A 20,955-nucleotide genomic window follows, 5' to 3' on the forward strand; every position below is an offset into this window, starting at 1 on the left:
TACTGCCGCAGGCCATCATGTCACCCATGGATCCAGCCCCCGGGGCCCACGTGGTCAACGCCGTCATCCAGGCGCGGGCGTCGTCGACCCGGCTGCCGGGCAAGGTGCTGCGGCCCCTGTCCGGCCGGAGCGTGCTGGGCTGGGTCGTCCGTGCCGCCGCGGCCTCGCCGGGAATCGACGACGTCGTGGTCGCGACCTCCACCGAAGCCGAAGACGACGCGGTGGCCGCGGAGGCCGAGCGGCACGGCGCGCTGGTCGCCCGAGGCCCGCTGGACGATGTCCTCGCGCGGTTCGCCGCCGCCTGTGCGCTTCATCCCGCCGATGCCGTGGTGCGGCTCACCGCCGACTGCCCGCTGCTCGACCCGGCACTGATCGGGCAGCTCGTCACCCTGTGGCGCGCCCAGCCCTCGCTGGACTACCTGAGCACGACCCTGGTGCGTACCTTGCCCCGCGGCTTCGACGCCGAACTCGTGCGTGCGGAAGTGCTGGCCGAGCAGGTCGAGACCGCCCGTGGTGCCGACCGGGAGCACGTGACATCCGGCATTTACTCGCGGCCGGAGACGTACTCCTGCTTCGGTGTCGTGGTCAGCCCGCCCGCCGAGGACCTGCGCGTGACGTTGGACACCGCCGAGGATTGGGCGGTCATCGAAGGTGTCGTCGCCGAGCTGGGAGACCGCGTCGGCGACTGGCGCGAAGTGGTCGCCGTACTGCGCGCGCGACCCGATCTCGCGAGACTCAACGCGCACGTGGAGCAGAAAAAGGTGGCCCGGTGACTCGACTGGTGCTGCGGGCCGACGCCTCCGGGACGATCGGCGCGGGCCATGTCTCGCGCATGGTCGCCTACGCCGAACGCGCGGTCGCGCGGGGCTGGGAGGTCGCGTTCTCGGGTTTCGTGGACAACGCCGAGTGGCTGGCGGCCCGGTTCGGGGAGCTGTCCGTGCCGGTACTGCCGTCCGTGCCTTTCGACGGCTTCGACGTGGTGCTCGTCGATCACTACGGCCTCGGCGAGCTGCGTGAAAGCGTCAACGCCGCCGGTGCGCTGCTGGTGTCCATCGAGGACGACGTGTTCGGCAGGCGCGCGGCGGACCTCGTCGTCGACTGTGGCTTCGCGCCCGCGCCGCGGCCCGACGACGGTTCCACCGAACTGCTCAGAGGAGTGGCCTACGCGCCGCTGCGAGATGTGGTCCGGGAGGCGCGAGAGAAGCGTCGCGGCCGCGAGGGGGCCGAGCGGCCGCACGTGACCGTGGTGCTCGGCGGCGGGACGGAATGGGCCGAGACGGTCAGCGCGCTGCTGCATGCCTTGCGTGACACGGGCCTGCCGTTCGTCGCCGATGTCCTCGTGCGTGGTGAACCGGTGGTGCCGAAGGCCTTGCCCGGCCAGGAATTCCGCATCGCGCCGCCCGGTCCTGGCCTGCTCGACCTGCTGGTGGAGACGGACGTGGCGGTGAGCGCGGCCGGTGTCACGCTGCTGGAGCTGTGCTGCCTCGGAGTTCCGACCGGCGTCGTGCGGCTGGTCGACAACCAGGAGACCGGGTACCGGGGAGCTTTGGACCTCGGGCTCGCGGCCGGCCTGGGGAGCGCGGCGGCACTGAACGACGACGCCGTCGAGACGCTGCGGACCTTGCTGCGGGATCCGGTGGTGCGGCGGCGATTCTCGGAGACGGCCGCGTCCGTTGTGGACGGGCAGGGTGTGGACCGGGTACTGGACCGGGTGGAAGCCGTCTGGGGATTGAGCGGGGGACATGGACGTCAGCAGTGATTTCCGGGCCACTCTCCTCGACGCCGTCGCCAGGGAAACGAGCATCTTGCAGATCCGGCCCTTGCTCGCGAGGGAGATCGAGTTGATCGACACGATCCTGTTCCTCCGGTCGGAGGGCAGGGAGGTGGAAGAGGAACGGGTCGAGGACGTCGCCGACCTGATGTCGGATTGGGTCTTGCCGCAGTTCCGGGTATGAGCCCGCTGGATCGAGGTCCGCGGCTGTCCTCGATCCTCCCTACCGTCGTCGCATGACCATCTCGCCGTTCAAGATCGCCGTTCCTCAGCGCGACCTCGACGACCTCGCCACCCGCCTGGCGAACACCCGCTGGCCGGACGAGATCGACGGTGTCGGCTGGGGGCTCGGCACGCCGCTCGGGTACCTCCAGGACCTCGTCGAGTACTGGCGCCTCCGCTACGACTGGCGGGCACACGAGGAGCGACTCAACGGCTTCCCGGGGTTCATGACGAACATCGACGGCGCGAACGTCCACTTCTTGCACGCGCGGTCGCCGGAGCCGGACGCGATACCGCTGGTGCTCACGCACGGCTGGCCCGGGTCCATTGTGGAGTTCCTCGACGTCATCGGGCCGCTGTCCGACCCGCGCGCGTACGGCGGCGACCCCGACGACGCGTTCCACATCGTCGTGCCGTCGCTGCCGGGGTTCGGCTTCTCGGGGCCGACGACCGAGGCGGACTGGGGTTCCGACCGGATCGCCGGCGCCTGGCCGGTGCTGATGTCGCGGCTCGGGTACGAGCGGTTCGGGCTGCACGGCGGCGACTGGGGCGCGATCGTCTCGCGCGCCGTGGGCGTCCGGTGCCCGGAACGGGTGATCGGGGCGCATCTGACGATGTTGCCGAGCGCTGAGGCGGTGTCAGAGTCGGATCCGGAGGAGTTCCAGTACGGCGAGCTGGGCTACGCCATGATCCAGGCGACCAAGCCGCAAACGCTTGCCTATGGGCTCACCGACTCACCGGCCGGGCAGCTCGGGTGGCTGGTGGAGAAGTTCGAGTCCTCTTCGGACTCGCGCGACGTCCCCGAAGAAGCGATCGATCGCGACGATCTGCTCACCAACGCGATGCTCTACTGGCTCACCGGCACGGCGAACTCGTCTTCGCGGATCTACGCCGCGCCGGGCGGGGCTTGGGGCGAGGAACCGCCGAAGTCCACTGTGCCCACCGGGGTCGCCGTGTTCCCGAAGGACACCGGCCACCCGATCCGGCACCTCGCCGAGCGCACCGACAACATCGTGCACTGGTCCACTCCGGACCGCGGCGGTCACTTCCCCGGGCTGGAGGTGCCGGACTTGCTCATCGCGGACCTGCGGACCTTCTTCAGCCCGCTGCGCAACCCCCGGACGCTATGAACGGTCCGTTCCTTGCAAAATTTGCAAGGAACGGACCGTTCATAGCGCGCTCGTGAGCGTCAGAGGTACTGGCCGGGCCCGTGCGCCTCACCGGGACCGCCGCCAAAGCCCGTGCCGCCGCCGGCGGAAGGGCCGGCAGGGAGACCGCGCCGCATCTGCTCCAGCTGCACCCGTGCGGCCATCTGCTGCGCGAACAGCGCGGTCTGGATGCCGCTGAACAGCCCTTCCAGCCAGCCGACCAGCTGAGCTTGCGCGATCCGCAGCTCGGCATCGGACGGCGTCGAGTTCTCGGTGAACGGCCGCACCAGCCGCTCCAGCTCGTCCTGCAGTTCCGGCGCCAGCGCCTGCTCCAGCTCGCGGATCGAGGTCTGGTGGATCTCACGCACGCGCGTGCGGCTGGCGTCGTCCAGCGGTGCGGCGCGGACCTCCTCCAGCAGCTGCTTGATCATCGTGCCGATCCGCATCACCTTGGCGGGTTCTTCGACGAGGTCGCCGAGCGACTCCTCGTGCTGCTCGCCTTCGCCCTGCTCGCCGGAGCCGGAGGCGAGGCGCGCGGTGCCGACCGGGGTGCCGTCGGGACCGACGACCACCACGTGGGGAGAGGAGTCTCCGCCGCCGTCGCCGGGGGTGGTCGATTCGCGGGAAACTGGGTCGGTCATGTGCTCCATCCTGGCTTACGTCGGGTACGAAGCGCAGCGTGGTTTTCGGCGCCGTCTCCGAGCGTAGCGGGAATCGTCGCGCCCCGTGGTCGGGCACCCAACCCCGGGTAAAGCGTCGAACCGCACGTCCGTACGGTGTCCCCATGGCGTTCGACGTCGCTCGTATCCGTGGGTTGTTTCCCGCGCTGGGTGACGGCTGGATTCACTTCGACGGCGCCGCCGGAATGCTCGTACCTGAACAGGTCGCTTCGGCCGTATCCACGGCTATGCGTGCTCCGGTGTCGGGGCCGGGCGGAGCGTTTCCGGCCTCCCAGCGCGCGGAAAGCATTGTCACGGCCGCTCGCCGGGCGGTCGCCGACCTGGTCGGCGCCGACCCGGCCGGAGTCGTGCTCGGACCCAACGCGCCCGACCTCATCCGCCGTCTCGTCGACGCGATGGCCGACCGCTGGACGATCGGTGACGAGGTCGTCGTCTCCCGGCTCGACGAAGAGGCCAACCTCGCGCCGTGGCGCCGCGCCGCGAAACGTGTCGGCGCGGTCGTGCGCTGGGGCGAGATCGACATCGAGACCTGCGAGCTGCCCGCGTGGCAGTACGAGAACCTCGTCTCCGCTCGCACCAAGGTCGTCGCGGTCACGCTGGCGTCCGGTTCGGTCGGCACCCGGCCTGACGTCCCGACGGTGATCGAGTTCGCCAAACGCGTCGGCGCGCTGGTCGTCGTCGACGCGACGTACGCGGCGCCGTTCGTGCCGCTGGACCTCAACGCGCTCGGCGCCGACGTGATAGTGGTTTCGGCGCAGGCCTGGGGCGGACCATCGGTGGGGGCGCTGGTCTTCCGCGATCCCGAACTGCTCGAACGGCTGCCGTCGGTCTCGCTCGACCCGGCCGCGCGCGGCCCGGCCCGGATGGAACTGGGGCCGCACGCGTACCCGTTGCTCGCCGGGCTGATCGCGTCGATCGACTACCTCGCCGGCTTGGACGACGCGGCGATGGGTTCGCGGCGCGAGCGGCTGGTGACGTCGCTGGGTTCGGCGAAGTCGTACCACGCGGGACTGCTGGCGCAACTGTCCACGGAGCTGCGTTCGCTGCGGCACGTCATGGTCATGGGCGACGCCATGCGCCGGATTCCCGCGCTGGCCTTCGCCGTGGCGGGCAAGAAGTCGCCAGAGGTCGCGGAGTATCTCGCGTCGCAAGGGCTCTGCGCCTTCGCCGACGACGGCACCAGCGGCGTCTTCGGGTCACTGGGCGCCGCCGAAATCGGCGGCGCCGTGCGGATCGGCCTCGCGCACTACTCGAACGTCTTCGAGGTCAATCAGCTGGTCCGGGTACTGGAGGAGATCCGCTAAGCCCGGACCCCGCCCCGCCGCCACCCTCGACGGACAGGCTGCGCCTGGCCGGTCAGGATTTAGCGGCGAGCAGAACCTTGCCGAAAACGGTGCCTTCTTCGAGCGCCCGGTGCGCGGACGCGGCTTCGGCCATCGGCACGACCTGCCCGACGATCGGCTTCACCGAACCCTGCCCCACCAGCGGCCACAGCCGTTCGCGGACGTCGGCGACGATCGCCGCCTTCTGTTCGAGCGGCCGCGCCCGCAGGCCGGCGCCGTACAGGCTGCAGCGTTTGCCCAGCAGTTTGCCGATGTGGAGCTCGCCCTTGATCCCGCCCTGCATGCCGATGATCACGAGCCGCCCGTCGGCGGCCAGCACGTCGACGTTGCGGTCGAGGTACTTCGCGCCCATGTTGTCGAGGACGACGTTCGCGCCGCCGGTCTCGGCGCGCAGAACCTCGACGAAGTCCTGCTCCTTGTAGTTGATCGTGATGTCGGCGCCGAGCTGGCGGCAGCTCTCCAGCCGTTCTTCCGAACCCGCCGTCACCGCGACCGTCGCGCCGAGCGCCTTGGCGACCTGGATCGCGTGCGTGCCGATCCCGCCCGCGCCACCGTGCACGAGCAGAACCTCGCCCTCGGACAGCTCGGCGTGCATCACCACATTGGCCCAAACCGTGCACGCGACTTCGGGAAGTCCCGCGGCCGCCAGCAATTCGACTTCGGCGGGAAGCGGAAGCAGTTGTCCGGCCGGAACGGCGACCTTTTCCCCATAGCCGCCACCGGCGAGCAAAGCACAAACCTCGTCCCCGATTTGCCATCCTTCGACGCCTTCGCCGATTTCGGCGACCGTGCCCGAACATTCGAGGCCGAGGATTTCGCTGGCACCCGGCGGAGGCGGGTAGAGACCTTGGCGTTGCAGCAGGTCAGCGCGGTTCACCGCACTCGCCGCGACGTCGATCACCACTTCGCCTTCGGCCGCCACCGGATCCGCCACCTCTGTCCATTCGAGAACATCGGGATCGCCGGGCTCACGGATGGTGATCGCATACATACAGCCGACCCTATCCCGGTGTTCTGAAGTCCGCCGAACGTCGGTTGACCTGTGGCGCAAACCACATAAAGGTGACCCCCATGTCATATTCGCGAAGAAGCATCGTTCCCTCGATCGTGGTGATGGCGACCGCCGCGCTCACGGTCGGAATGGCTCCCGCTGCGACGGCCGCGCCCAAGCTCGACGGCCCCGCGCTGGCCAAGCAGCTCGTCAACAAGGTCGACGGCGCCAGTGTCAACCGGCACCTGATCGCCCTTCAGCGGATCTCGGACGCGAACGGCGGCCGCCGCGCCGCCAGCACCGAGGGCCACAAGAAGTCCGCGGAGTACGTCGCCACGAAGCTGGAGCAGGCCGGCTTCGCGGTCACCCGCCAGGAGTTCCCGTTCACCTACGCGGAAACCCTCGCGGAGAAGCTGACGGTCGCGGGCGCCGACGTCCCCATCATCATCATGTCCTACAGCCCGTCGACGCCGGCGGGCGGAATCACCGCGCCGCTCGCGGTGGTCCCGGTCGACGACACCAGCGGTTGCGAAGCGGCCGACTACGCCGGCGGGGTCACCGGCAAGATCGCGCTGATCCAGCGTGGTGGCTGCTCCTTCGCGCAGAAGCAGGCGACAGCCGCCGAGGCGGGCGCCATCGGCGCGATCGTCTACAACAACGTCCCGGGCCCGGTCAACGGCACCCTCGGTGACCCGGCCGCGGGCAAGATCCCGACCGGTGGCGTCACCCAGGCCGACGGCCAGGTGCTCGCCGGAAAGGCCGGTACCCCGGTCACCCTCGACCTGCGTGCTCTCCAAGAGGCGCGGACCAGCTACAACGTCCTCGCCGAGACCAAGACCGGCCGCAAGGACAACGTCGTGATGCTCGGGGCGCACCTCGACAGCGTCACCGAAGGCCCCGGCATCAACGACAACGGCACCGGTTCGGCCGCGCTGCTGGAGACCGCCCTGCAGCTGGGCGCCAAGGCCAAGGTCAACAACGCCGTCCGCTTCGGCTGGTGGAGCGCGGAGGAGTTCGGGCTGGTCGGCTCGACCCACTACGTCAACTCACTGAGCTTCGAACAGCAGCTCGACATCGCGCTGTACTACAACTACGACATGATCGGCTCGCCGAACGCGGCGTACTTCGCCTACGACGGTGACGACTCCGACGCCACCGGTGCGGGCCCCGGCCCCTACGGTTCCGCGCAGCTCGAGAAGACGCTCGTGAACTACCTCGAGAAGGGCAAGGGCGTCCCGGTCGAAGGCACCGACTTCACCGGTCGTTCGGACTACGGCCAGTTCATCGCCGTCGGCATCCCGGCGGGTGGCCTGTTCACCGGTGCCGAAGGCGTGAAGACCGCAGCGCAGGCGGCGAAGTGGGGCGGTAGCGCCAACGTTCCTTACGACAAGTGCTACCACCAGAAGTGCGACAACCTCGGCAACGTCGACCGCGTCGCGCTCGACCGCAACTCCGACGCCGTCGCCTGGGCCCTGGGCGTGTACGCGACCAGCACCGAGAACATCAATGGTGTCCCGGGTGGCAAGGCCGCGAAGGCGAAGGCCCTTCGCGCGGCTGAGCGGTCCAAGCAGCGGAGCCTGACGGCTTCCGTCCACGCCGACGACCACCACGTCGCCGCGTAGTAGGCACGTGCCCCAAGTACAGGAAGGCCCCCTTCCTTGCGCCAGGCGCAAGGAAGGGGGCCTTCCTGTACTTCAGGTGACCAGGGCGCCGGTGACTCAGCCCAGGCTGTTGGTCGCGAAGGTGTCGCACCGCGCGGGCTGACCGGTCTCGAAGCCGGTGGTGAACCACTTCTTCCGCTGCGCCGAAGTGCCGTGGCTGAACTTCGACTCGTCGACCCGGCCGCCGCCCAGCTCGGACTGGATGTAGTCGTCCCCGATCCGCGAAGCGGTGTCCAGCGCGGAATTGACGTCTTCCTGGCTGATTTCGCTGATCAGCGGCCGTCCGGTCTCGGTCGGCGTGGTCGTGGCGTGGTTCGCCCAGACACCGGCGTAGCAGTCGGCCTGCAGTTCGAGCCGCACCGAACCCGAGGTCGGTCCGCTCCCGGTGCCCTTCTTGGAGACTCCGGTGAGGTTCTGCACGTGATGGCCGTATTCGTGGGCCAGTACGTACGCCTCCGCGAACGGCCCGCCCCGCGCGCCGAACTTGGTACGGAGTTCGTTGAAGAACCCGAGGTCGATGTAGACCTCCGAGTTTCCCGGGCAGTAGAACGGTCCGACGTCCGACGTCGCGTTGCCGCAGGCCGTGTTCACGCCGCCGTTGAAGAATTTGGTGACGGCCTTGCGGTAGGTCGACCCGGACCGCTGGAATTCCTGGCCCCAGTAGTCCTGGATCGAGTTGATGACGGCGACGATCGCGCAGTCGTGGTTCCGGTTCGCGTCCGCGCCGGTCTTGCACTGCTGCGAAAGCGACGTGTTGTCCACCTGCTGCCCGGAACCCACCTCACCCAGGCCGCCGAGCCCGCCCGAGGACGGGTTCGGGCTCACGCCACCGAACTGGGCGAGCAGGAAGTAGATGACGAGACCGACCACGCCGAGCCCGCCGCCGCCGAGTGCCACCCGGCCGCCGATACCGCCACCGCCACCGCCACCACCGCCGCGCAGGTCCCCGACCTCGGAGGTGTCCAGGCCCGCGCCTTCGTCGAATCGCACGGGGGAAGCGTAACCGGAGAGGGCCGGATATGCCTGGGTGCGGCCGCTTCGCGTGGCCGCACCCAGGAACTACCGAGGTTGTCTTGTGCTGATCGCCGGTTGGCCGTGATCGGCGGGCCGGCGTCCGGCGCTGCCGAGGCGGTCGAAGAGGCCGCGAACCCGAAACAGGCTGGAGTGACGCCGAATGCGCGAGAATTGTCGAGCGCATCCGAGATACCCGCGCTCTTCGCTGTTCACAGTCGCGACCGACCCGGTCCTTTCCGTTCCGGTCGCGGGGACACAGCAGGCGGTCAACCGCGAGAATCACCCGCCATACCACCACCTGACCCTTCCCGGCTGGGAGCAGGTCCGGCGACCTTACGACGGTTCGCCCGATACTTGCCCGACCATCCGCTGACAAGAAGAATGCGCCTTTTCTCGCCGAGTCTCAACCTCTTCGTAACCCTCCTTCGGGCGAATGTTCCGCCGGATTTTTCGGGGGGCCGAAAAGTGACCGGTGGGTATGCGTCTCGTGCGATCAACGATCTACCCTGCGTGGATGGCGGTGGAGCAGAACGATGTGCGCTGGCTGTCCGAGCCGGAGATGGTCGCGTGGCGCTCGTACATCGTCGCCACCATGCGGCTCCGGCAACGCCTGCACCGTGAACTGGCCGAGCGTCATGACGTCACGCTCGCCGACTACGAGGTGCTGGTCTGCCTCTCGCTCCAGCCCGACAACCGGATGCGGATGACGGAACTGGCGAGCATGCTCGGCTCGACCAAGAGCAGGCTCTCGCACCAGATGGTCCGGCTGGAGGCCGAGGGCGTCATCCGCCGCACCCGCGACCCGGCGGACAAGCGCGGCGTCGTCGCGGAGCTGACCGGGCGTGGCTCGGAACTGCTGGACGGTGCGGCGCCGACGCATGTCGAAGGCGTTCGGGAGCACCTGATCGACCTGCTGAGTCCTGAAGAGCAGAAGGTGCTGGGGCAGGCTTTCGGGCGGGTGCTGGAGCATCTGTCGGAGATCGACGGCCTCCCGCGCCTGCCGCCGGTCACCTCAGAAGGGCGTTGAGCCGGGCCGCCTGACGCGTCAGATGGGCGTTCTCCGCGAGGTTGGCCGCCTTCTCGGCCGCCTGGCCGTACAGCTTCGCCGCCTTGGTCAAGTCGCCGTCGCGCTCGTGGAGGTAGGCGGCGACCGCGGTGTGCCGGGGGAGTGAGTCGTCCAGTTCCGCGAGCGCGGCCAAGCCCGCCCGCGGTCCGTCGGCCTCGCCGACGGCCACCGCGCGGTTGAGCCGGACGACCGGACTGTCGGTGAGGGCGGCGAGCTCGTCGTACCACTCGACGATCTGCGCCCAGTCGGTCTCTTCGGTGGCCGGCGCGTCGGCGTGGAGTGCCGCGATGGCGGCTTGTGCCTGGAATTCGCCCAGTTTGTCGCGGGCAAGCGCCGCCTGCAGGATCTCGACGCCTTCGGCGATCGTCCCGGTGTCCCAGCGGCCGCGGTCCTGCTCGGCGAGCGGCACGAGACTGCCGTCGGACGCGGTCCTGGCGGCACGCCGGGCGTGGTGCAGCAGCATGAGGGCGAGCAATCCCGCGACCTCGGGATGGTCGATCGCGGCCGCGAGCCGCCGGGTCAGCCGGATGGCTTCGGCGGCGAGGTCGACGTCGCCGGAGTAGCCCTCGTTGAACACCAGGTAGAGCACGCGCAGCACGGTGGCGACGTCACCCGCCTGGTCGAACCGCACCCCGGCGACGGTGCGTTTGGCGCGGCTGATGCGCTGCGCCATGGTCGGCTCGGGCACCAGGTAGGCCTGGGCGATCTGGCGGGTGGTCAGCCCGCCGACGGCGCGCAGCGTGAGGGCGACCGCGGACGACGACGTCAGCGAAGGGTGGGCACAGAGGAAGTAGAGCTGCAGTGTGTCGTCCGAATCGGGAGCGGGCCCGGGCTCCGGCTCGTCGTCGACGAGGTCCTCGCGACGGCGCCGGGCGGCGTCCGACCGGGCCATGTCGAGGAACTTGCGCCACGCCACGGTGACGAGCCAGCCCTTCGGATCCTTCGGCCGGTCGCCGGGCCAGACGCGGACGGCCTCGATCAGCGCTTCCTGCACGGCGTCCTCCGCCGCCGCGAAGTCGGCTCCGCGGCGGACGAGGACCCCCAGGACGTTCGGCGTGAGGTTCCGGAGCAGCACCTCGTCCATCTCGGTGGTCACTCCGCGATGACGAGCGGCACGCCCCACAGCGGACGCAGTTCGAGCCACTCGTGGATCGGCTTGCCGCCTGCCCCCGGAGCGGCCGACAGCTCACCCGCCAGTTCGAGCGCTCGCTCGTAGCTGTCGACGTCGATCACCATGAAGCCGGCGATGAGGTCCTTGGTCTCGGCGAACGGGCCGTCAGTGACCGGCGGGCGGCCTTCGCCGTCGTATCGGACGAAGGTGCCTTCGGGGGCGAGAGCCCGCTCTTCGACGAATTCGCCGGTCTCCGCGAGCCGGGTCGCGAAGTCCTTCATGTATCGCACGTGCGCCGTGATCTCTTCCGGGGCCCACTGGTCCATCGGTACGTCGTTGACCGACGCCGGAGCACCGCGGTAGTGCTTGAGCAGCAGGTACTTGGGCATGGCGGGTTCTCCTCGATGATCGTGCGGCCATTGTGGCGTGCTCGTCGCCTGAAAGGAGCAGGACACGCGTAATTTCTTGTGATGAGCGATTTCATCCGACCTTACGCTGACTTGCCGCAAGCACCATTCGAGTGAATTGTCGCCTGGCATCGAAAAGTAGCCTGCTGGTTTTTCTGCCTGGTGGTCTATACGTCCGATCTCTAGCCTTCTTATTGCGTCCTCCATCGTGAAAGGAAGAACATTTGTCCCAAGCAAAACGGAGATACGCCGGCGTACTGGTGATCGCCGGCCTCGTAGGTGGTTTGCTCGCGGGTGAGACCGCGGGGGCCGCCGCCTCCTCCGATGACTCCACCGCCTTCGCCGCCAGGGATCACGCTCGGGCGCTGCCGCCCGGCGCGGCCCCGGTGGCCCCGCTCGCTCCCTCCGTCGCTCAGGCGCAGATCGCCGCCAACCCGGTGGTCTGTGAGGGCGACGGAGTTTCCGGCAAGCGCATCGAACTGGTCTACGTCCGCGAGGCCGGTCAACCCGACCGGCACTCGACCGTCGTGCCGTCCCTGCGTGCCTACGCGTCCGGGATGGACGACTCGTTCAACGACAGTGCCGCGGTGACGGGCGGCAGCAGGCACGTCCGCTACGTGACGACCGCCGGCGCGGGCTGCCAGGTCGCCGTCGCCAACCTGGTGGTGCCCGACGGCACGTACCAGTCCGGCGCGATCCGCGACCGTGCCATCCAAGCGGGCTTCCACAACGCCGACCGTGACTACATCCTGTTCTCCGACAACCCCCACACCTGCGCGGGCACCTGGGGCGACAGCGACGACCAGCCCGGCCCCGCCAACGCCTTCAACAACGGCAGGCACTACACCGAGATCGCCGTGCCCTGCTGGGGTGTCAACGCCGTCGCCCACGAAGTGGGCCACATGCTCGGCGCGGTCCTGCCGGGCGCCCCGCATTACCAGGGCAGCGGGCACTGCTCCCAGGAATGGGACCTGATGTGTTACGGCGACACCCAGTCCTTCGACTGCACACAGCGCGATTTCGATCGCCTGCTGGACTGCGGGAACGACGACTACTTCAGCACGAACCCCGTCCCCGGCAGCTGGCTCGCCACCCACTGGAATGTCGCGAACAGCGCCTTTTTGATCAAGAAGGACACCCCCGACAACGACGACGGGCACGCCCAAGGCGGGAAGACCTACGTGATCACGGGCGCCAACGGTGACGCCATCGACGTCGTGGGTTCCTCGACCAGCGGACTCGCCAATCTCAGCAAGCGGCCCCGGACCGACTCCACGAGCCAGAAGTGGATCCTGGGCTACAACACCGGTCTGCAACTCGTCAACGCCAACAGCCAGCTGTGCGCCGACAGCGCCCAGAGCGGCACGGCACCCGGCACGCAGATCCTGCAGTACGACTGCAACGGCCAGAACGGCATGCGGTGGGCGTTCCAGCCACTCGGCAATGGCAAGGTGGCGATCTTCAACTATATGACGGGCTACGCGATCACCGACGGCGGCGCGTATCCGGCCCCGCTCGTCCAGCAGCCCTACACCGGGGCGGCCAACCAGCAGTGGACCCTGAACCCCGTCGCCGATCCCGGCCCGCAGGCGGGCAAGAGGTACTACCTCGCCGTCGCCACCAACGGCAACAGCGCGGCCGTGGTCGACGGTTCGACGTCCGCCGGCGCGAAGATCACCAACGTGGCCCGGCAGAACGACAACGGCCAGAAATGGAGGCTCACCGACGCGGGCGGCGGGTACTGGAAGATCGTCAACGAGCGGAGCGGCCAGTGCCTGCGGCCGGTCTCCGGCAGTACGGCGGAGGGCGCGCTGCTCGAACAGACGCACTGCGGCTCGGCCACCAATCAGCAGTGGAAGCTGCTACGGAGCGCCGACACGCGCTACGGACTGGTGAACCGGGCCAGCTCACTGGCGGTGCGGCAGGTCAACAACGGCACCGCTTCGCTCCTGGAGCAACGGCCCTTCGTGGGCGGCCGTAGCGACGAGACCGTGTGGGGTCTCGTACCGGCGTGACGGGAAGCTCCCCAGGTCCGCGGGCCTGGGGAGCTTTCGTTTCTCAAGACTGGCGGTAGCGGTGGGATTCGAACCCACGGAGGACAGAGCCCTCGCATGTTTTCAAGACATGTTCCTTCGGCCGCTCGGACACGCTACCGCTGTCGAGGGTATCCGACGGCCTTTTGCCGAAATGCTTCGGATCTAGTCGAAGCGCTCCGTCGAGGGTGGTGGCGGGGGCATGGACGGACTAGGCAGTGTCGCTCAAAGCGTGCCTTCGGATTTCCGCGGCCGGGCCGCGACATCAGCTGGTCCCTCACTCAGCCGTATCAGTTCGAGAGACACGCCCTAACCGAAGTTCCAGTCGGTCGTGATGCCGACGATCAAGACCACCAGCACGATGCCGACGATGATCGCGACACCGATGTAGCCGATGATGATCGCCGCGAGCGCCATCCCCTGGCCGCCTGCTTCACCGCGTTTGGCTTTGGAGTGCGCGATGTGCCCCATGATGACGCCGATCAGCGACGGCAGCCCGCTGCACACGACCAGGCTGACGATCGACACGACCAGTGCCGCGATCGCCAGGCCCTGTTCCTGCGGCGGCTGCGGCGGGCCGTAGCCATAACCCGGCTGCTGGTACGGCTGGCCATACGGCGGCTGCTGACCGTAGGGGTCCTGCGGATATGTCACCGGCTCACCGTAACCGCCGGGGCCTGGTTCAGGACGCTTGACTCTTCTCGGCTTTCGCGGCGATGCGTGCCTGGACCTCCGGACGGCGCAAAGGCGGCACCTTGGCCGGGGGCTGACGGCGCGCGGGCAGCTCGGAAAGCAGCCGCCGGGTGATCTCGGTGATCTCCGCGACGGCGGCTTCGAACGGTTCACGTGTGGCGTCGGAGAGGCTCTGCACCCCCGACACCTTGCGGACGTACTGGCGGGCGGCGGCCTCGATCTCGTCCGGCGTCGCCGCCGGCTCCAGGCCTCGAAGCGTGGTGATGTTCCGGCACATGCCCCGATCGTACGTCCGTCCAACGACGTTTCCGGGCGCTTCGATCACACAGTCGGTTAGAAGGTGCCCCGGTTCGTTGACGCCGAAAAACACGCGAAGGCACTCTCGGCCGAGTGTCCCTCAGACCTCGCTCTCTGCGCCGTGCCCCCGTCGAACCGATCACCGAACCGGCCGAACCCTCTCCGATCCCGGAACAGGTCTGGCAGCGCGTCCCGATCGACGCATTGGTCGACCTCGTCACCGAAATCCTCACCGCGCACGACCTGCCGTGGTCGCGCGCCCGGATGGCCGCCGAGGCGGTGTGCCACGGCGATCTCACCGGGACCCCGCAATCCGGTGTCGCCGAACTGGCCCGGCTGCATCTGCCGATGCTGGTCAACGGCATGGTGCGGCCCCGGGCCGAACCACTGATGATCGCCGACCGCGGCGCCGCCGCCCTGATCGACTACCGCCGCGCGCCCGGCCTGTGGGCCGTCAGCGACGCGATGGACCGAGCGGTGTCCCGGGCGGGCCGCTACGGCGTCGGGCTCCTGTCCGTCCGCGGCGTCGGGCCGTTCGGCCGCGCCGGGCACCACGCCGCGAGGGCGTTGCCGCACACCATGATCGGGCTCGTCATGGCCGCGGGCGGTGAGCACGGGAGGGCCGCGAACCCGCTCGGCATGGCCGCCCCCGCCGGCGCGTACCCCGAATTCGTCCTCGACCTGGACACCCTCAACGACGTCGACAGCGCCGCCGTCGCCGGATTCGCCCTGCTGGTCGAGATCTTCGCCGGGGTGCTGTCGGGAGTCGGCGACCACGATCACGACACCGGCCTCATGGTGATGGCCATCGCGCCGACGACGCTCCGCAGCGCCGAGGGCTTCTACAAGGCCGCGAGCGCGCTGTTCGGCAGCCTGCTCGGCTGGGACGGCGGGACCCCGGTCCGCTATCCAGGCTGGCGCGAGGCGCAGTACCTCGAACAGTGCCAAGCGCTGGGTGTCCCGCTGAACGAGCAGATGCACCGGGAACTCGAAGGCCTCGCCAAGGCGCTGCGCCTGGCGCCCTTACAGGGCCGCTAGGCACAACACGCGTGACCGTGACGCTAGGCCAGGACGACGCGGCCGCCTTCGCCGCCGACCTCCACGACGTCGCCGTTCGTCAGCTGACGGCCGCGCCGGACCTCCACCTCGCCGTTGACCGTGACCTCTTCGGCGTCGAGGAGGTCTTTGGCGTGCGAACCGTCTTCGGCCAGTTTGGCGAGTTTGAGGAACTGGCCGAGGCGGATCGGTTCGCCGGTGATCGGGACGTCGTGGATGCTCATGGGGAGATCATCCCCGCGCGTCCATCTTCCGGTACAAGGTGGCGACGTCGGTGTCTAAATAGCTGCTGTAGGACGTGTCCGGATCGTCCCCGCCGTACAGATAGCCACCGATCACGCCGACGACGGTGCCGAGTTCGGTCGCCGGGTCGGGGGCGACCACCCACGGGCCGCCGCTGGTGCCGGTCGTGAAGCCGGGGCAGGCGACGCGCATCTGGTAGGTGTCGGCCTTGACGCTGGTGCCGTGGCAGACGACCGGTGCTTCCCGTTCGTCGGGGTAACCGGTCAGGGTGATCGTGTGGGCGAACCCGCCGCCGGTCATCAGGGTGTTGGCACCGGTGACGCTTTCGAGGCTCTTCGCGTTGCCTGCCTGGCGCGCGGTAGCGAACCCGACATCGAGGTCAGGATCAGACGAATCGGACCAGCCGTCGGGAACTTGAGGATCCGAGACGTCCCAGTAGCCGTAGGGCGCGACGCCGTCGTGGTAACCGGGCGCGAACGAGATCCCCGTCGCGTATTCGCCGCCTTCGCCGTCGTGGAGACAGTGTGCCGCGGTGAGCAGGAGGTCTCCCGGGCCACTGTGGACGACGCTGGCCGTGCAGTAATGCGACCCGTCGAGGAACAGCGCGCCGATCGCCGGGTTGTGGGTGGCCTCCACCGCCACGACGGTGTCGTCGGCGGTGGTCTCGGCGGGGGCCGACGCGGCGGAGCAGCCGGCCAGAACGACACAGAGCGCGAACAACAGGGCGCGGCGCATCGCCTTCCTTCCGCTCGTCCACGACTGTCTTGGCTACAGATCACCATAAGCGGTCCACGAACACAGCCCGAAGCGATCAACGCACAGCAAGCTCACAGCCGTAGTATGTGTTACCTCCGGTAACAGTCGAGCTGCGAGGAGCGGGTATGAAGTCGTTCACGGACAAGGTCACGGTGATCACGGGCGCGGGCTCGGGAATCGGCAGGGCACTCGCGATCGAGCTGGCGGGACGCGGCGCGCGGCTGGCGCTCTCCGACGTCGACGCCGTCCGCGCGGCCGAAACCACCGCACTGTGCGAGAAGGCGGGCAGCACCGCGAAAGCGTACGAACTGGACGTCGCCGACCGTGACGCCGTTCTCGCGCACGCCGAGGAGGTCGCCGTCGATTTCGGGGGCGCCAACCTCGTGGTGAACAACGCCGGGGTCGCGCTCGGCGCGACGGTCGAGGAAATGACCTGGGACGACTACGACTGGCTGATGGGGATCAATCTCGGCGGGGTGGTCAACGGCACGAAAGCCTTTCTTCCGCAGCTGATCACTTCGGGTGACGGGCACATCGTCAACCTTTCGAGTGTGTTCGGCTTCATCGGTGTGCCCACGCAAAGTGCTTACAACGCGGCGAAATTCGCGGTGCGCGGGTTCACCGAGGCACTGCGGCAGGAAATGCTGATCGCCCGGCATCCGGTCGCGGTCAGCTGTGTACATCCCGGCGGCATCAAGACGAATATCGCCCGCGACGCGCGGGGTGGCGTCGAACGGGACATCGACAAAGCCGCCAAGGGCTTCGAGAAGATCGCGAGGACGACGCCGGAGAAGGCCGCGCGGACCATCGTGCGCGGTATCGAACGGAAGACGCCGCGCATCCTGATCGGTGGCGACGCCTACGTCATCGACGCGATTCCCCGCGTCCTCGGTTCTTTCTATCAGCGCCCTCTCGCGCTGCTGGGACGCCTCGGCATGCGGGGTTTCCGGAAATGAGGGGCCGCTGAACGGAGTAACTCTCCGTGGTCCGAACGGCTTCGGATAACTCGATCGGGGTGCATTACTTACGGCGGCGTCGGAAATGCACCACAATGCTGACGTTCGTGATTCCCCTTCCGGAGGTCCCCATGCCGCGCGCCGCCCAGCGCCGTCCGTCGACCGATGCCGCGCTCTGTGCCGGTGTGCCCGTCGAGACAACCGAGTTGCTGGACCGGACGGGGATCATCGCGGCGAGCCTGCCGAAGCGGCGGCGCAGCCCGAAGAACAAGGTCGAGCCGGAGCCGCTGGCGGTCAAGGCCCCGGCCTGTGAACCGGTCGTCGACAAGGACCTGCGGCCCAAGGCCGTCGTCATCCATCGTCGCGCCAGGTCCTGGCTGGTCGGCGGTGCCGGGGTGGCGCTGCTCGCGCTCGGCTGGTTCGCCGGCACGTTCACCCTCGAGCCGGTCGACGACACCGCCTTGCCCGAGCCGCCGCTGCCCGCGGTGGCGACCCAGCAGGCCGCGCCACCGGTCGTCCAGCCCGCGCAGCCCGCGCCGGTGACCGTCTACGTTCCGGTCACCGTGAAGCAGCAAGTGCTCGCCCCGACGAAGAAAAAGGCCGCGAAGGAAGAAGCCGTCGCCCTGCCGCCGGCCGAGCCGCGGCAGACGGAGCAGCCGCGTTCCGACGTCGGAGCGCGGGACAGGACCACGGACGGTCTCCGGACCATAATGGATCCCGCCGCGGTGAACGCGCTGGCGATGGAAATGGCACAGGGAATGAGGGGATACGGCGCAGGCCGCTGACCATCCGGAATCGTCTCTCCACAGTGGACACTGCCGGGAGTGGGGGGCCGGATGGCCGCTGGCACAGCGGAGGTGATCGACTACCGTGAGTCAAGGGGAGGGGCTCATGGAAAAGGGGGACTCCGATCAGGACACCGCGTTCAAGGCCGCCTTCGCAGGCCGGTGACCAGCTGGCAAGAGTCGCGTTGTCGGTGCTGGTCCGGGAAAGAACGGCGCCGGCGGGGCTGACCGGGCCTACGGGCTGACGTATCTGCCGACGCTGATCGGCGGCACCTTGTTCGCCGGGTCGGCCTGATGGCCATACCGGGGACGCCGTTGCCGGTCCTCGCCGGACTGCTGGTGATCCTGACGATGGCGGGCGGCCCGTTCCGGACGGCGCAACTCGCGTTGCTCCCGGACGTTCTCCAAGGCGAGTGGTACGTCGCCGGCTCGCGGTTCGCACGATCACCATCCCATCGGCACAGCTGGTCGGATTCGGCGGTGGTGGACTGGTCATCGACGCGGTGACCTTTGTGGTCTCGGCGCTGCTCGTGTCCGTCGCCGGACGCCCGCCGTCACGGAATCCTCGGTGAAAAGCCGGGTGGCGCGGGCTTTCAGTGGTGAGGTGCCAGGGAACTGTGGCAGGGCAGGGGAATCCGGATGTTGTTCGGGCTGAAGATGCTCGCCGGGTTCGCCATCGCGCTGGAAGGGCTCGCGGCACCGCTCGCCGTCGAACTCGGGGCGGGGGTTTCGCGGTCGGCCTCATTTTCGCGGCCGATCCGGTGGGTTCGGTAATTGGATCGTGGATCTTCACGAATTGGGTTCCAGCGCGGCGGAAAACGCGAATAGTGGACATTCTCGCCTTCGCATCCGTTGTTCCGTTGCTTTTGCCTTCTTTCGCCCTTCACCGCCGCTCTGTCTCGCGCCGATCGGGCTCAGTGGCGCCGTACCACCTGCAGGCCGTCGCGCTGATGGCCCGCGCGGTGCCGGACGGCGTCCGGGCGCAGGCGATGAGCCTGACCTCGATGAGTTCGGTGACGGCGCGGGGAATCGGGATCATGCCGGCGGGCGGGCTCGGGCAGTTGACCGGCCCGTTCGTGGCCGTCGGGGTGGCCGCGACGGTCGCCGTCGCCTCGGCGGGCCCGATGGCGATGGCGGGGAAACTTGCCATCGGCACCGGGCCCGATATGTGGCTTCCGGCCGGGAGCCGGACCGGTAAATCGATGGGATCAGTCCTCGCGACCGTTCATGATGATCCTCCCTCCCACTGCTCCATCTGTGTGTTCCGAAATTGACTCAAGCCACCCTCAGTACTACCTCGGATACATTGAAATGCGTACGGAAGGGGGACCGGTGACGATGATTATGGGGGATACGGAACTCGCCGGAGAAGGGGCCGGCACACGTCTGAGAGCCAGGGTCGGGCGCTGGGAGTTATGGTCCGGACCACGCGGCGTACCTGCGGTTTTTCTTGTCGTGGAAGGGCTTGCGGCGGCAGTCGCCGTGATCGCCTTGCTCCGATCGAACTACGAGACTACGGAATTCGTCCGATTTGGCTCACTGCTCGGCCTCGCCTTCCTGCAGGCTGAGCTTTCGCGTTCGGTGGAACGCTTGCGGCGCACCCTTTGTGACCGGCCGCATATCAACATGACTTCGGTGTGGACGTTCGCGGGGGTACTCGTTCTGCCATCGGGACTCGCGCTCGCCCTCGGACTGCTCATCTACCTGCATCTTTGGCTCCGGGTGTGGCGGGGAATGAGCCACCGTCCCGCCTACCGCGTCGTCTACTGCGCGGCGGCGATCGTGCTCTCCTGCCTGGCGTCGGGAGCCATCGTCTCCGGCTGGAACGGCCTGCCTGCCGGGTTCACCGGGTCGCTGCGGATCGTCGAGGCGGCGGCCGTGTTCACCGCGGCCAACGCGTTCATCGTGGCGCTCTCGGTCTACCTGCACACCGGGGGCCGGTCCCTGCGTTCGTTGTTCGGCACCGGCGACGACAACCTGCTGGAAGTCACCACCCTGGTGCTCGGGGCCTCGACCGCGCTGGGCATCGTGCACGCGCCCGCGCTCGTCCCGTTCGTCCTGCTGCCCGTGCTGGTGCTGCATCGCAGCGTGCTGGTGCGGCAACTGGAGATCGCGGCGAACATCGACGGCAAGACCGGGGTGCTGAACGCGCACGCGTGGCATGTGCTGAGCGAACGGGAGCTTTCGTCGGCGGCCAGGGCGAAGAGCAAACTCGGTGTGCTGATGCTCGACCTCGACCACTTCAAGCAGGTCAACGACGTTTACGGCCATCTCGCGGGTGACACCGTGCTCAAGGTCGTCGCGACGACGATTTCCGAGCACGTGCGCGACTACGACTCCGTCGGGCGCTTCGGCGGCGAAGAGTTCGTCGTGCTGCTGCCCGGCGCGACGGAGAACGAGGTGTTGCCGGTGGCCGAGCGGGTCCGGCAGGCGGTGATGGCGATCGAGGTCGAAGTGGCGACGGCGTCGGGGCCACGGACGGTGCGAGGGCTTTCGGTGTCGATCGGCGTCGCGGTCTATCCGTCCGGCGGGACGGTCCTGGAGCGGCTGCTGCACGTCGCGGATTCGGCGCTCTACCAGGCGAAGAACAGCGGCCGGAACCGCGTCGTCTCCCTCGCCGCCGCCTGACCCGCCCGCGACCCGCCCGCGTTTCGTCCTCTAGTTGCGGTAGTTCGCACTACCAACGACAGCAACTAGAGGACGAAACGCGAGGGGTGGCGGA

Annotated in this window: 24 protein-coding genes and 1 tRNA gene; 15 read left to right on the plus strand and 10 right to left on the minus strand. The window is 68.5% G+C overall.

Translation table 11 applies throughout. From position 1 onward, the window contains the following. The first annotated feature begins 26 nt into the window (after positions 1-26). The 4 genes from ACM6LR_RS27355 to ACM6LR_RS27370 are packed head-to-tail and all read left to right on the plus strand — an operon-like array spanning position 27 to position 3,123. Positions 27-773, plus strand: a complete 747-nt coding sequence (locus tag ACM6LR_RS27355) for a cytidylyltransferase domain-containing protein (protein ID WP_414936295.1) — start codon at positions 27-29, stop codon at positions 771-773. Next, positions 770-1,759, plus strand: coding sequence for a spore coat protein (locus ACM6LR_RS27360; protein ID WP_414936294.1), 990 nt, complete (start codon positions 770-772; stop codon positions 1,757-1,759). The genes ACM6LR_RS27355 and ACM6LR_RS27360 overlap by 4 nt, the downstream gene beginning before the upstream one ends. After that, positions 1,743-1,955 (plus strand): hypothetical protein, encoded by a 213-nt coding sequence (locus tag ACM6LR_RS27365; RefSeq protein WP_414936293.1) that lies wholly within the window; start codon positions 1,743-1,745, stop codon positions 1,953-1,955. The genes ACM6LR_RS27360 and ACM6LR_RS27365 overlap by 17 nt, the downstream gene beginning before the upstream one ends. Before the next feature lie 52 nt (positions 1,956-2,007). Continuing rightward, the gene (locus tag ACM6LR_RS27370) at positions 2,008-3,123 is read left to right on the plus strand and encodes an epoxide hydrolase family protein (RefSeq protein WP_414936292.1); all 1,116 of its coding nucleotides are present in this window, start codon (positions 2,008-2,010) and stop codon (positions 3,121-3,123) included. Positions 3,124-3,182: 59 nt separating this feature from the next. Here the strand turns inward: ACM6LR_RS27370 and ACM6LR_RS27375 are convergent, their stop codons facing one another. Continuing rightward, entirely contained in the window at positions 3,183-3,791 is a 609-nt protein-coding gene (locus ACM6LR_RS27375) for a bacterial proteasome activator family protein (protein ID WP_414936291.1), read from the minus strand. Between the two features lie 134 nt (positions 3,792-3,925). Between ACM6LR_RS27375 and ACM6LR_RS27380 the strand changes: the two genes are divergently transcribed. After that, positions 3,926-5,125, plus strand: coding sequence for a cysteine desulfurase-like protein (locus ACM6LR_RS27380; RefSeq protein WP_414936290.1), 1,200 nt, complete (start codon positions 3,926-3,928; stop codon positions 5,123-5,125). A gap of 52 nt (positions 5,126-5,177) precedes the next feature. Here ACM6LR_RS27380 and ACM6LR_RS27385 read toward each other — a convergent pair whose 3' ends face one another. Continuing rightward, on the minus strand, positions 5,178-6,155 hold the full coding sequence (locus ACM6LR_RS27385) for an NAD(P)H-quinone oxidoreductase (RefSeq protein ID WP_414936289.1): 978 nt from the start codon (positions 6,153-6,155) through the stop codon (positions 5,178-5,180). Positions 6,156-6,235: 80 nt separating this feature from the next. On the opposite strand from ACM6LR_RS27385, the gene ACM6LR_RS27390 reads away from it, so the two are divergent. Next, positions 6,236-7,777, plus strand: coding sequence for a M28 family metallopeptidase (locus tag ACM6LR_RS27390; protein ID WP_414936288.1), 1,542 nt, complete (start codon positions 6,236-6,238; stop codon positions 7,775-7,777). A gap of 96 nt (positions 7,778-7,873) precedes the next feature. Here ACM6LR_RS27390 and ACM6LR_RS27395 read toward each other — a convergent pair whose 3' ends face one another. Beyond that, a complete protein-coding gene (locus ACM6LR_RS27395) occupies positions 7,874-8,806 on the minus strand; it encodes a neutral zinc metallopeptidase (RefSeq protein ID WP_414936287.1) in 933 nt (310 codons plus the stop codon). A gap of 538 nt (positions 8,807-9,344) precedes the next feature. On the opposite strand from ACM6LR_RS27395, the gene ACM6LR_RS27400 reads away from it, so the two are divergent. Continuing rightward, a complete protein-coding gene (locus ACM6LR_RS27400) occupies positions 9,345-9,857 on the plus strand; it encodes a MarR family winged helix-turn-helix transcriptional regulator (protein WP_414936286.1) in 513 nt (170 codons plus the stop codon). On the opposite strand, the gene ACM6LR_RS27405 is transcribed toward ACM6LR_RS27400, so the two are convergent. Both ACM6LR_RS27405 and ACM6LR_RS27410 read right to left on the minus strand, forming a co-directional pair. Beyond that, the gene (locus ACM6LR_RS27405; RefSeq protein WP_414937086.1) at positions 9,838-10,980 is read right to left on the minus strand and encodes an RNA polymerase sigma factor; all 1,143 of its coding nucleotides are present in this window, start codon (positions 10,978-10,980) and stop codon (positions 9,838-9,840) included. The two genes, ACM6LR_RS27400 and ACM6LR_RS27405, sit on opposite strands and share 20 nt — an antisense overlap. An 8-nt stretch (positions 10,981-10,988) precedes the next feature. Then, on the minus strand, positions 10,989-11,396 hold the full coding sequence (locus ACM6LR_RS27410) for a YciI family protein (RefSeq protein WP_414936285.1): 408 nt from the start codon (positions 11,394-11,396) through the stop codon (positions 10,989-10,991). Between the two features lie 242 nt (positions 11,397-11,638). Here ACM6LR_RS27410 and ACM6LR_RS27415 point away from each other — a divergent pair, with 242 nt between their 5' ends. Continuing rightward, the gene (locus ACM6LR_RS27415; RefSeq protein WP_414936284.1) at positions 11,639-13,429 is read left to right on the plus strand and encodes an RICIN domain-containing protein; all 1,791 of its coding nucleotides are present in this window, start codon (positions 11,639-11,641) and stop codon (positions 13,427-13,429) included. 50 nt (positions 13,430-13,479) lie between these two features. Here ACM6LR_RS27415 and ACM6LR_RS27420 read toward each other — a convergent pair. From ACM6LR_RS27420 to ACM6LR_RS27430, 3 genes are all read right to left on the minus strand, one after another. Then, positions 13,480-13,568: transfer RNA gene (locus tag ACM6LR_RS27420), tRNA-Ser, on the minus strand. Positions 13,569-13,756: 188 nt separating this feature from the next. Continuing rightward, positions 13,757-14,101, minus strand: coding sequence for a DUF4190 domain-containing protein (locus ACM6LR_RS27425; protein WP_414936283.1), 345 nt, complete (start codon positions 14,099-14,101; stop codon positions 13,757-13,759). A 28-nt stretch (positions 14,102-14,129) separates the two neighbouring features. Next, a complete protein-coding gene (locus ACM6LR_RS27430) occupies positions 14,130-14,417 on the minus strand; it encodes a DUF2277 domain-containing protein (protein ID WP_414936282.1) in 288 nt (95 codons plus the stop codon). A 113-nt stretch (positions 14,418-14,530) separates the two neighbouring features. Here ACM6LR_RS27430 and ACM6LR_RS27435 point away from each other — a divergent pair, with 113 nt between their 5' ends. After that, a complete protein-coding gene (locus tag ACM6LR_RS27435) occupies positions 14,531-15,475 on the plus strand; it encodes an Ldh family oxidoreductase (protein ID WP_414936281.1) in 945 nt (314 codons plus the stop codon). A gap of 23 nt (positions 15,476-15,498) precedes the next feature. Here ACM6LR_RS27435 and ACM6LR_RS27440 read toward each other — a convergent pair whose 3' ends face one another. Both ACM6LR_RS27440 and ACM6LR_RS27445 read right to left on the minus strand, forming a co-directional pair. Then, positions 15,499-15,717, minus strand: coding sequence for an RNA-binding S4 domain-containing protein (locus tag ACM6LR_RS27440; protein ID WP_414936280.1), 219 nt, complete (start codon positions 15,715-15,717; stop codon positions 15,499-15,501). Between the two features lie 7 nt (positions 15,718-15,724). Next, complete coding sequence (locus ACM6LR_RS27445) at positions 15,725-16,471, minus strand: serine protease (protein WP_414936279.1); 747 nt, start codon at positions 16,469-16,471, stop codon at positions 15,725-15,727. A 146-nt stretch (positions 16,472-16,617) separates the two neighbouring features. On the opposite strand from ACM6LR_RS27445, the gene ACM6LR_RS27450 reads away from it, so the two are divergent. The 6 genes from ACM6LR_RS27450 to ACM6LR_RS27475 all read left to right on the plus strand — a co-directional run bounded on the left by ACM6LR_RS27450 (position 16,618) and on the right by ACM6LR_RS27475 (position 20,861). Beyond that, complete coding sequence (locus tag ACM6LR_RS27450; RefSeq protein ID WP_414936278.1) at positions 16,618-17,448, plus strand: SDR family NAD(P)-dependent oxidoreductase; 831 nt, start codon at positions 16,618-16,620, stop codon at positions 17,446-17,448. Between the two features lie 131 nt (positions 17,449-17,579). Continuing rightward, positions 17,580-18,233 carry a hypothetical protein gene (locus ACM6LR_RS27455; RefSeq protein ID WP_414944783.1) on the plus strand — a complete coding sequence of 218 codons (654 nt, stop codon included), beginning with the start codon at positions 17,580-17,582 and terminating at the stop codon, positions 18,231-18,233. A 294-nt stretch (positions 18,234-18,527) separates the two neighbouring features. Then, the gene (locus ACM6LR_RS27460; protein WP_414944784.1) at positions 18,528-18,740 is read left to right on the plus strand and encodes a hypothetical protein; all 213 of its coding nucleotides are present in this window, start codon (positions 18,528-18,530) and stop codon (positions 18,738-18,740) included. Positions 18,741-18,872: 132 nt separating this feature from the next. Then, positions 18,873-19,007 (plus strand): hypothetical protein, encoded by a 135-nt coding sequence (locus ACM6LR_RS27465; protein WP_414944785.1) that lies wholly within the window; start codon positions 18,873-18,875, stop codon positions 19,005-19,007. A 143-nt stretch (positions 19,008-19,150) separates the two neighbouring features. Continuing rightward, positions 19,151-19,507 carry a hypothetical protein gene (locus ACM6LR_RS27470; protein WP_414944786.1) on the plus strand — a complete coding sequence of 119 codons (357 nt, stop codon included), beginning with the start codon at positions 19,151-19,153 and terminating at the stop codon, positions 19,505-19,507. Between the two features lie 217 nt (positions 19,508-19,724). Beyond that, positions 19,725-20,861 (plus strand): diguanylate cyclase, encoded by a 1,137-nt coding sequence (locus ACM6LR_RS27475; protein WP_414937085.1) that lies wholly within the window; start codon positions 19,725-19,727, stop codon positions 20,859-20,861. Positions 20,862-20,955: the final 94 nt, after the last annotated feature.

This window comes from Amycolatopsis sp. cmx-11-32 (genome assembly GCF_047608695.1).
Taxonomy (GTDB): domain Bacteria; phylum Actinomycetota; class Actinomycetes; order Mycobacteriales; family Pseudonocardiaceae; genus Amycolatopsis.

Excerpts from the sequence above, each read along its gene's own strand:
- ACM6LR_RS27355 (WP_414936295.1), top strand. The coding sequence starts at position 27 with ATGGATCCAGCCCCCGGGGCCCACGTGGTCAACGCCGTCATCCAGGCG.
- ACM6LR_RS27365 (WP_414936293.1), top strand. The coding sequence starts at position 1,743 with ATGGACGTCAGCAGTGATTTCCGGGCCACTCTCCTCGACGCCGTCGCC.
- ACM6LR_RS27370 (WP_414936292.1), top strand. The coding sequence starts at position 2,008 with ATGACCATCTCGCCGTTCAAGATCGCCGTTCCTCAGCGCGACCTCGAC.
- ACM6LR_RS27375 (WP_414936291.1), bottom strand. The coding sequence starts at position 3,791 with ATGGAGCACATGACCGACCCAGTTTCCCGCGAATCGACCACCCCCGGC.
- ACM6LR_RS27380 (WP_414936290.1), top strand. The coding sequence starts at position 3,926 with ATGGCGTTCGACGTCGCTCGTATCCGTGGGTTGTTTCCCGCGCTGGGT.
- ACM6LR_RS27385 (WP_414936289.1), bottom strand. The coding sequence starts at position 6,155 with ATGTATGCGATCACCATCCGTGAGCCCGGCGATCCCGATGTTCTCGAA.
- ACM6LR_RS27390 (WP_414936288.1), top strand. The coding sequence starts at position 6,236 with ATGTCATATTCGCGAAGAAGCATCGTTCCCTCGATCGTGGTGATGGCG.
- ACM6LR_RS27400 (WP_414936286.1), top strand. The coding sequence starts at position 9,345 with ATGGCGGTGGAGCAGAACGATGTGCGCTGGCTGTCCGAGCCGGAGATG.
- ACM6LR_RS27405 (WP_414937086.1), bottom strand. The coding sequence starts at position 10,980 with ATGGACGAGGTGCTGCTCCGGAACCTCACGCCGAACGTCCTGGGGGTC.
- ACM6LR_RS27410 (WP_414936285.1), bottom strand. The coding sequence starts at position 11,396 with ATGCCCAAGTACCTGCTGCTCAAGCACTACCGCGGTGCTCCGGCGTCG.
- ACM6LR_RS27430 (WP_414936282.1), bottom strand. The coding sequence starts at position 14,417 with ATGTGCCGGAACATCACCACGCTTCGAGGCCTGGAGCCGGCGGCGACG.
- ACM6LR_RS27440 (WP_414936280.1), bottom strand. The coding sequence starts at position 15,717 with ATGAGCATCCACGACGTCCCGATCACCGGCGAACCGATCCGCCTCGGC.
- ACM6LR_RS27445 (WP_414936279.1), bottom strand. The coding sequence starts at position 16,471 with ATGCGCCGCGCCCTGTTGTTCGCGCTCTGTGTCGTTCTGGCCGGCTGC.
- ACM6LR_RS27450 (WP_414936278.1), top strand. The coding sequence starts at position 16,618 with ATGAAGTCGTTCACGGACAAGGTCACGGTGATCACGGGCGCGGGCTCG.
- ACM6LR_RS27455 (WP_414944783.1), top strand. The coding sequence starts at position 17,580 with ATGCCGCGCGCCGCCCAGCGCCGTCCGTCGACCGATGCCGCGCTCTGT.
- ACM6LR_RS27460 (WP_414944784.1), top strand. The coding sequence starts at position 18,528 with ATGGCCATACCGGGGACGCCGTTGCCGGTCCTCGCCGGACTGCTGGTG.
- ACM6LR_RS27465 (WP_414944785.1), top strand. The coding sequence starts at position 18,873 with ATGTTGTTCGGGCTGAAGATGCTCGCCGGGTTCGCCATCGCGCTGGAA.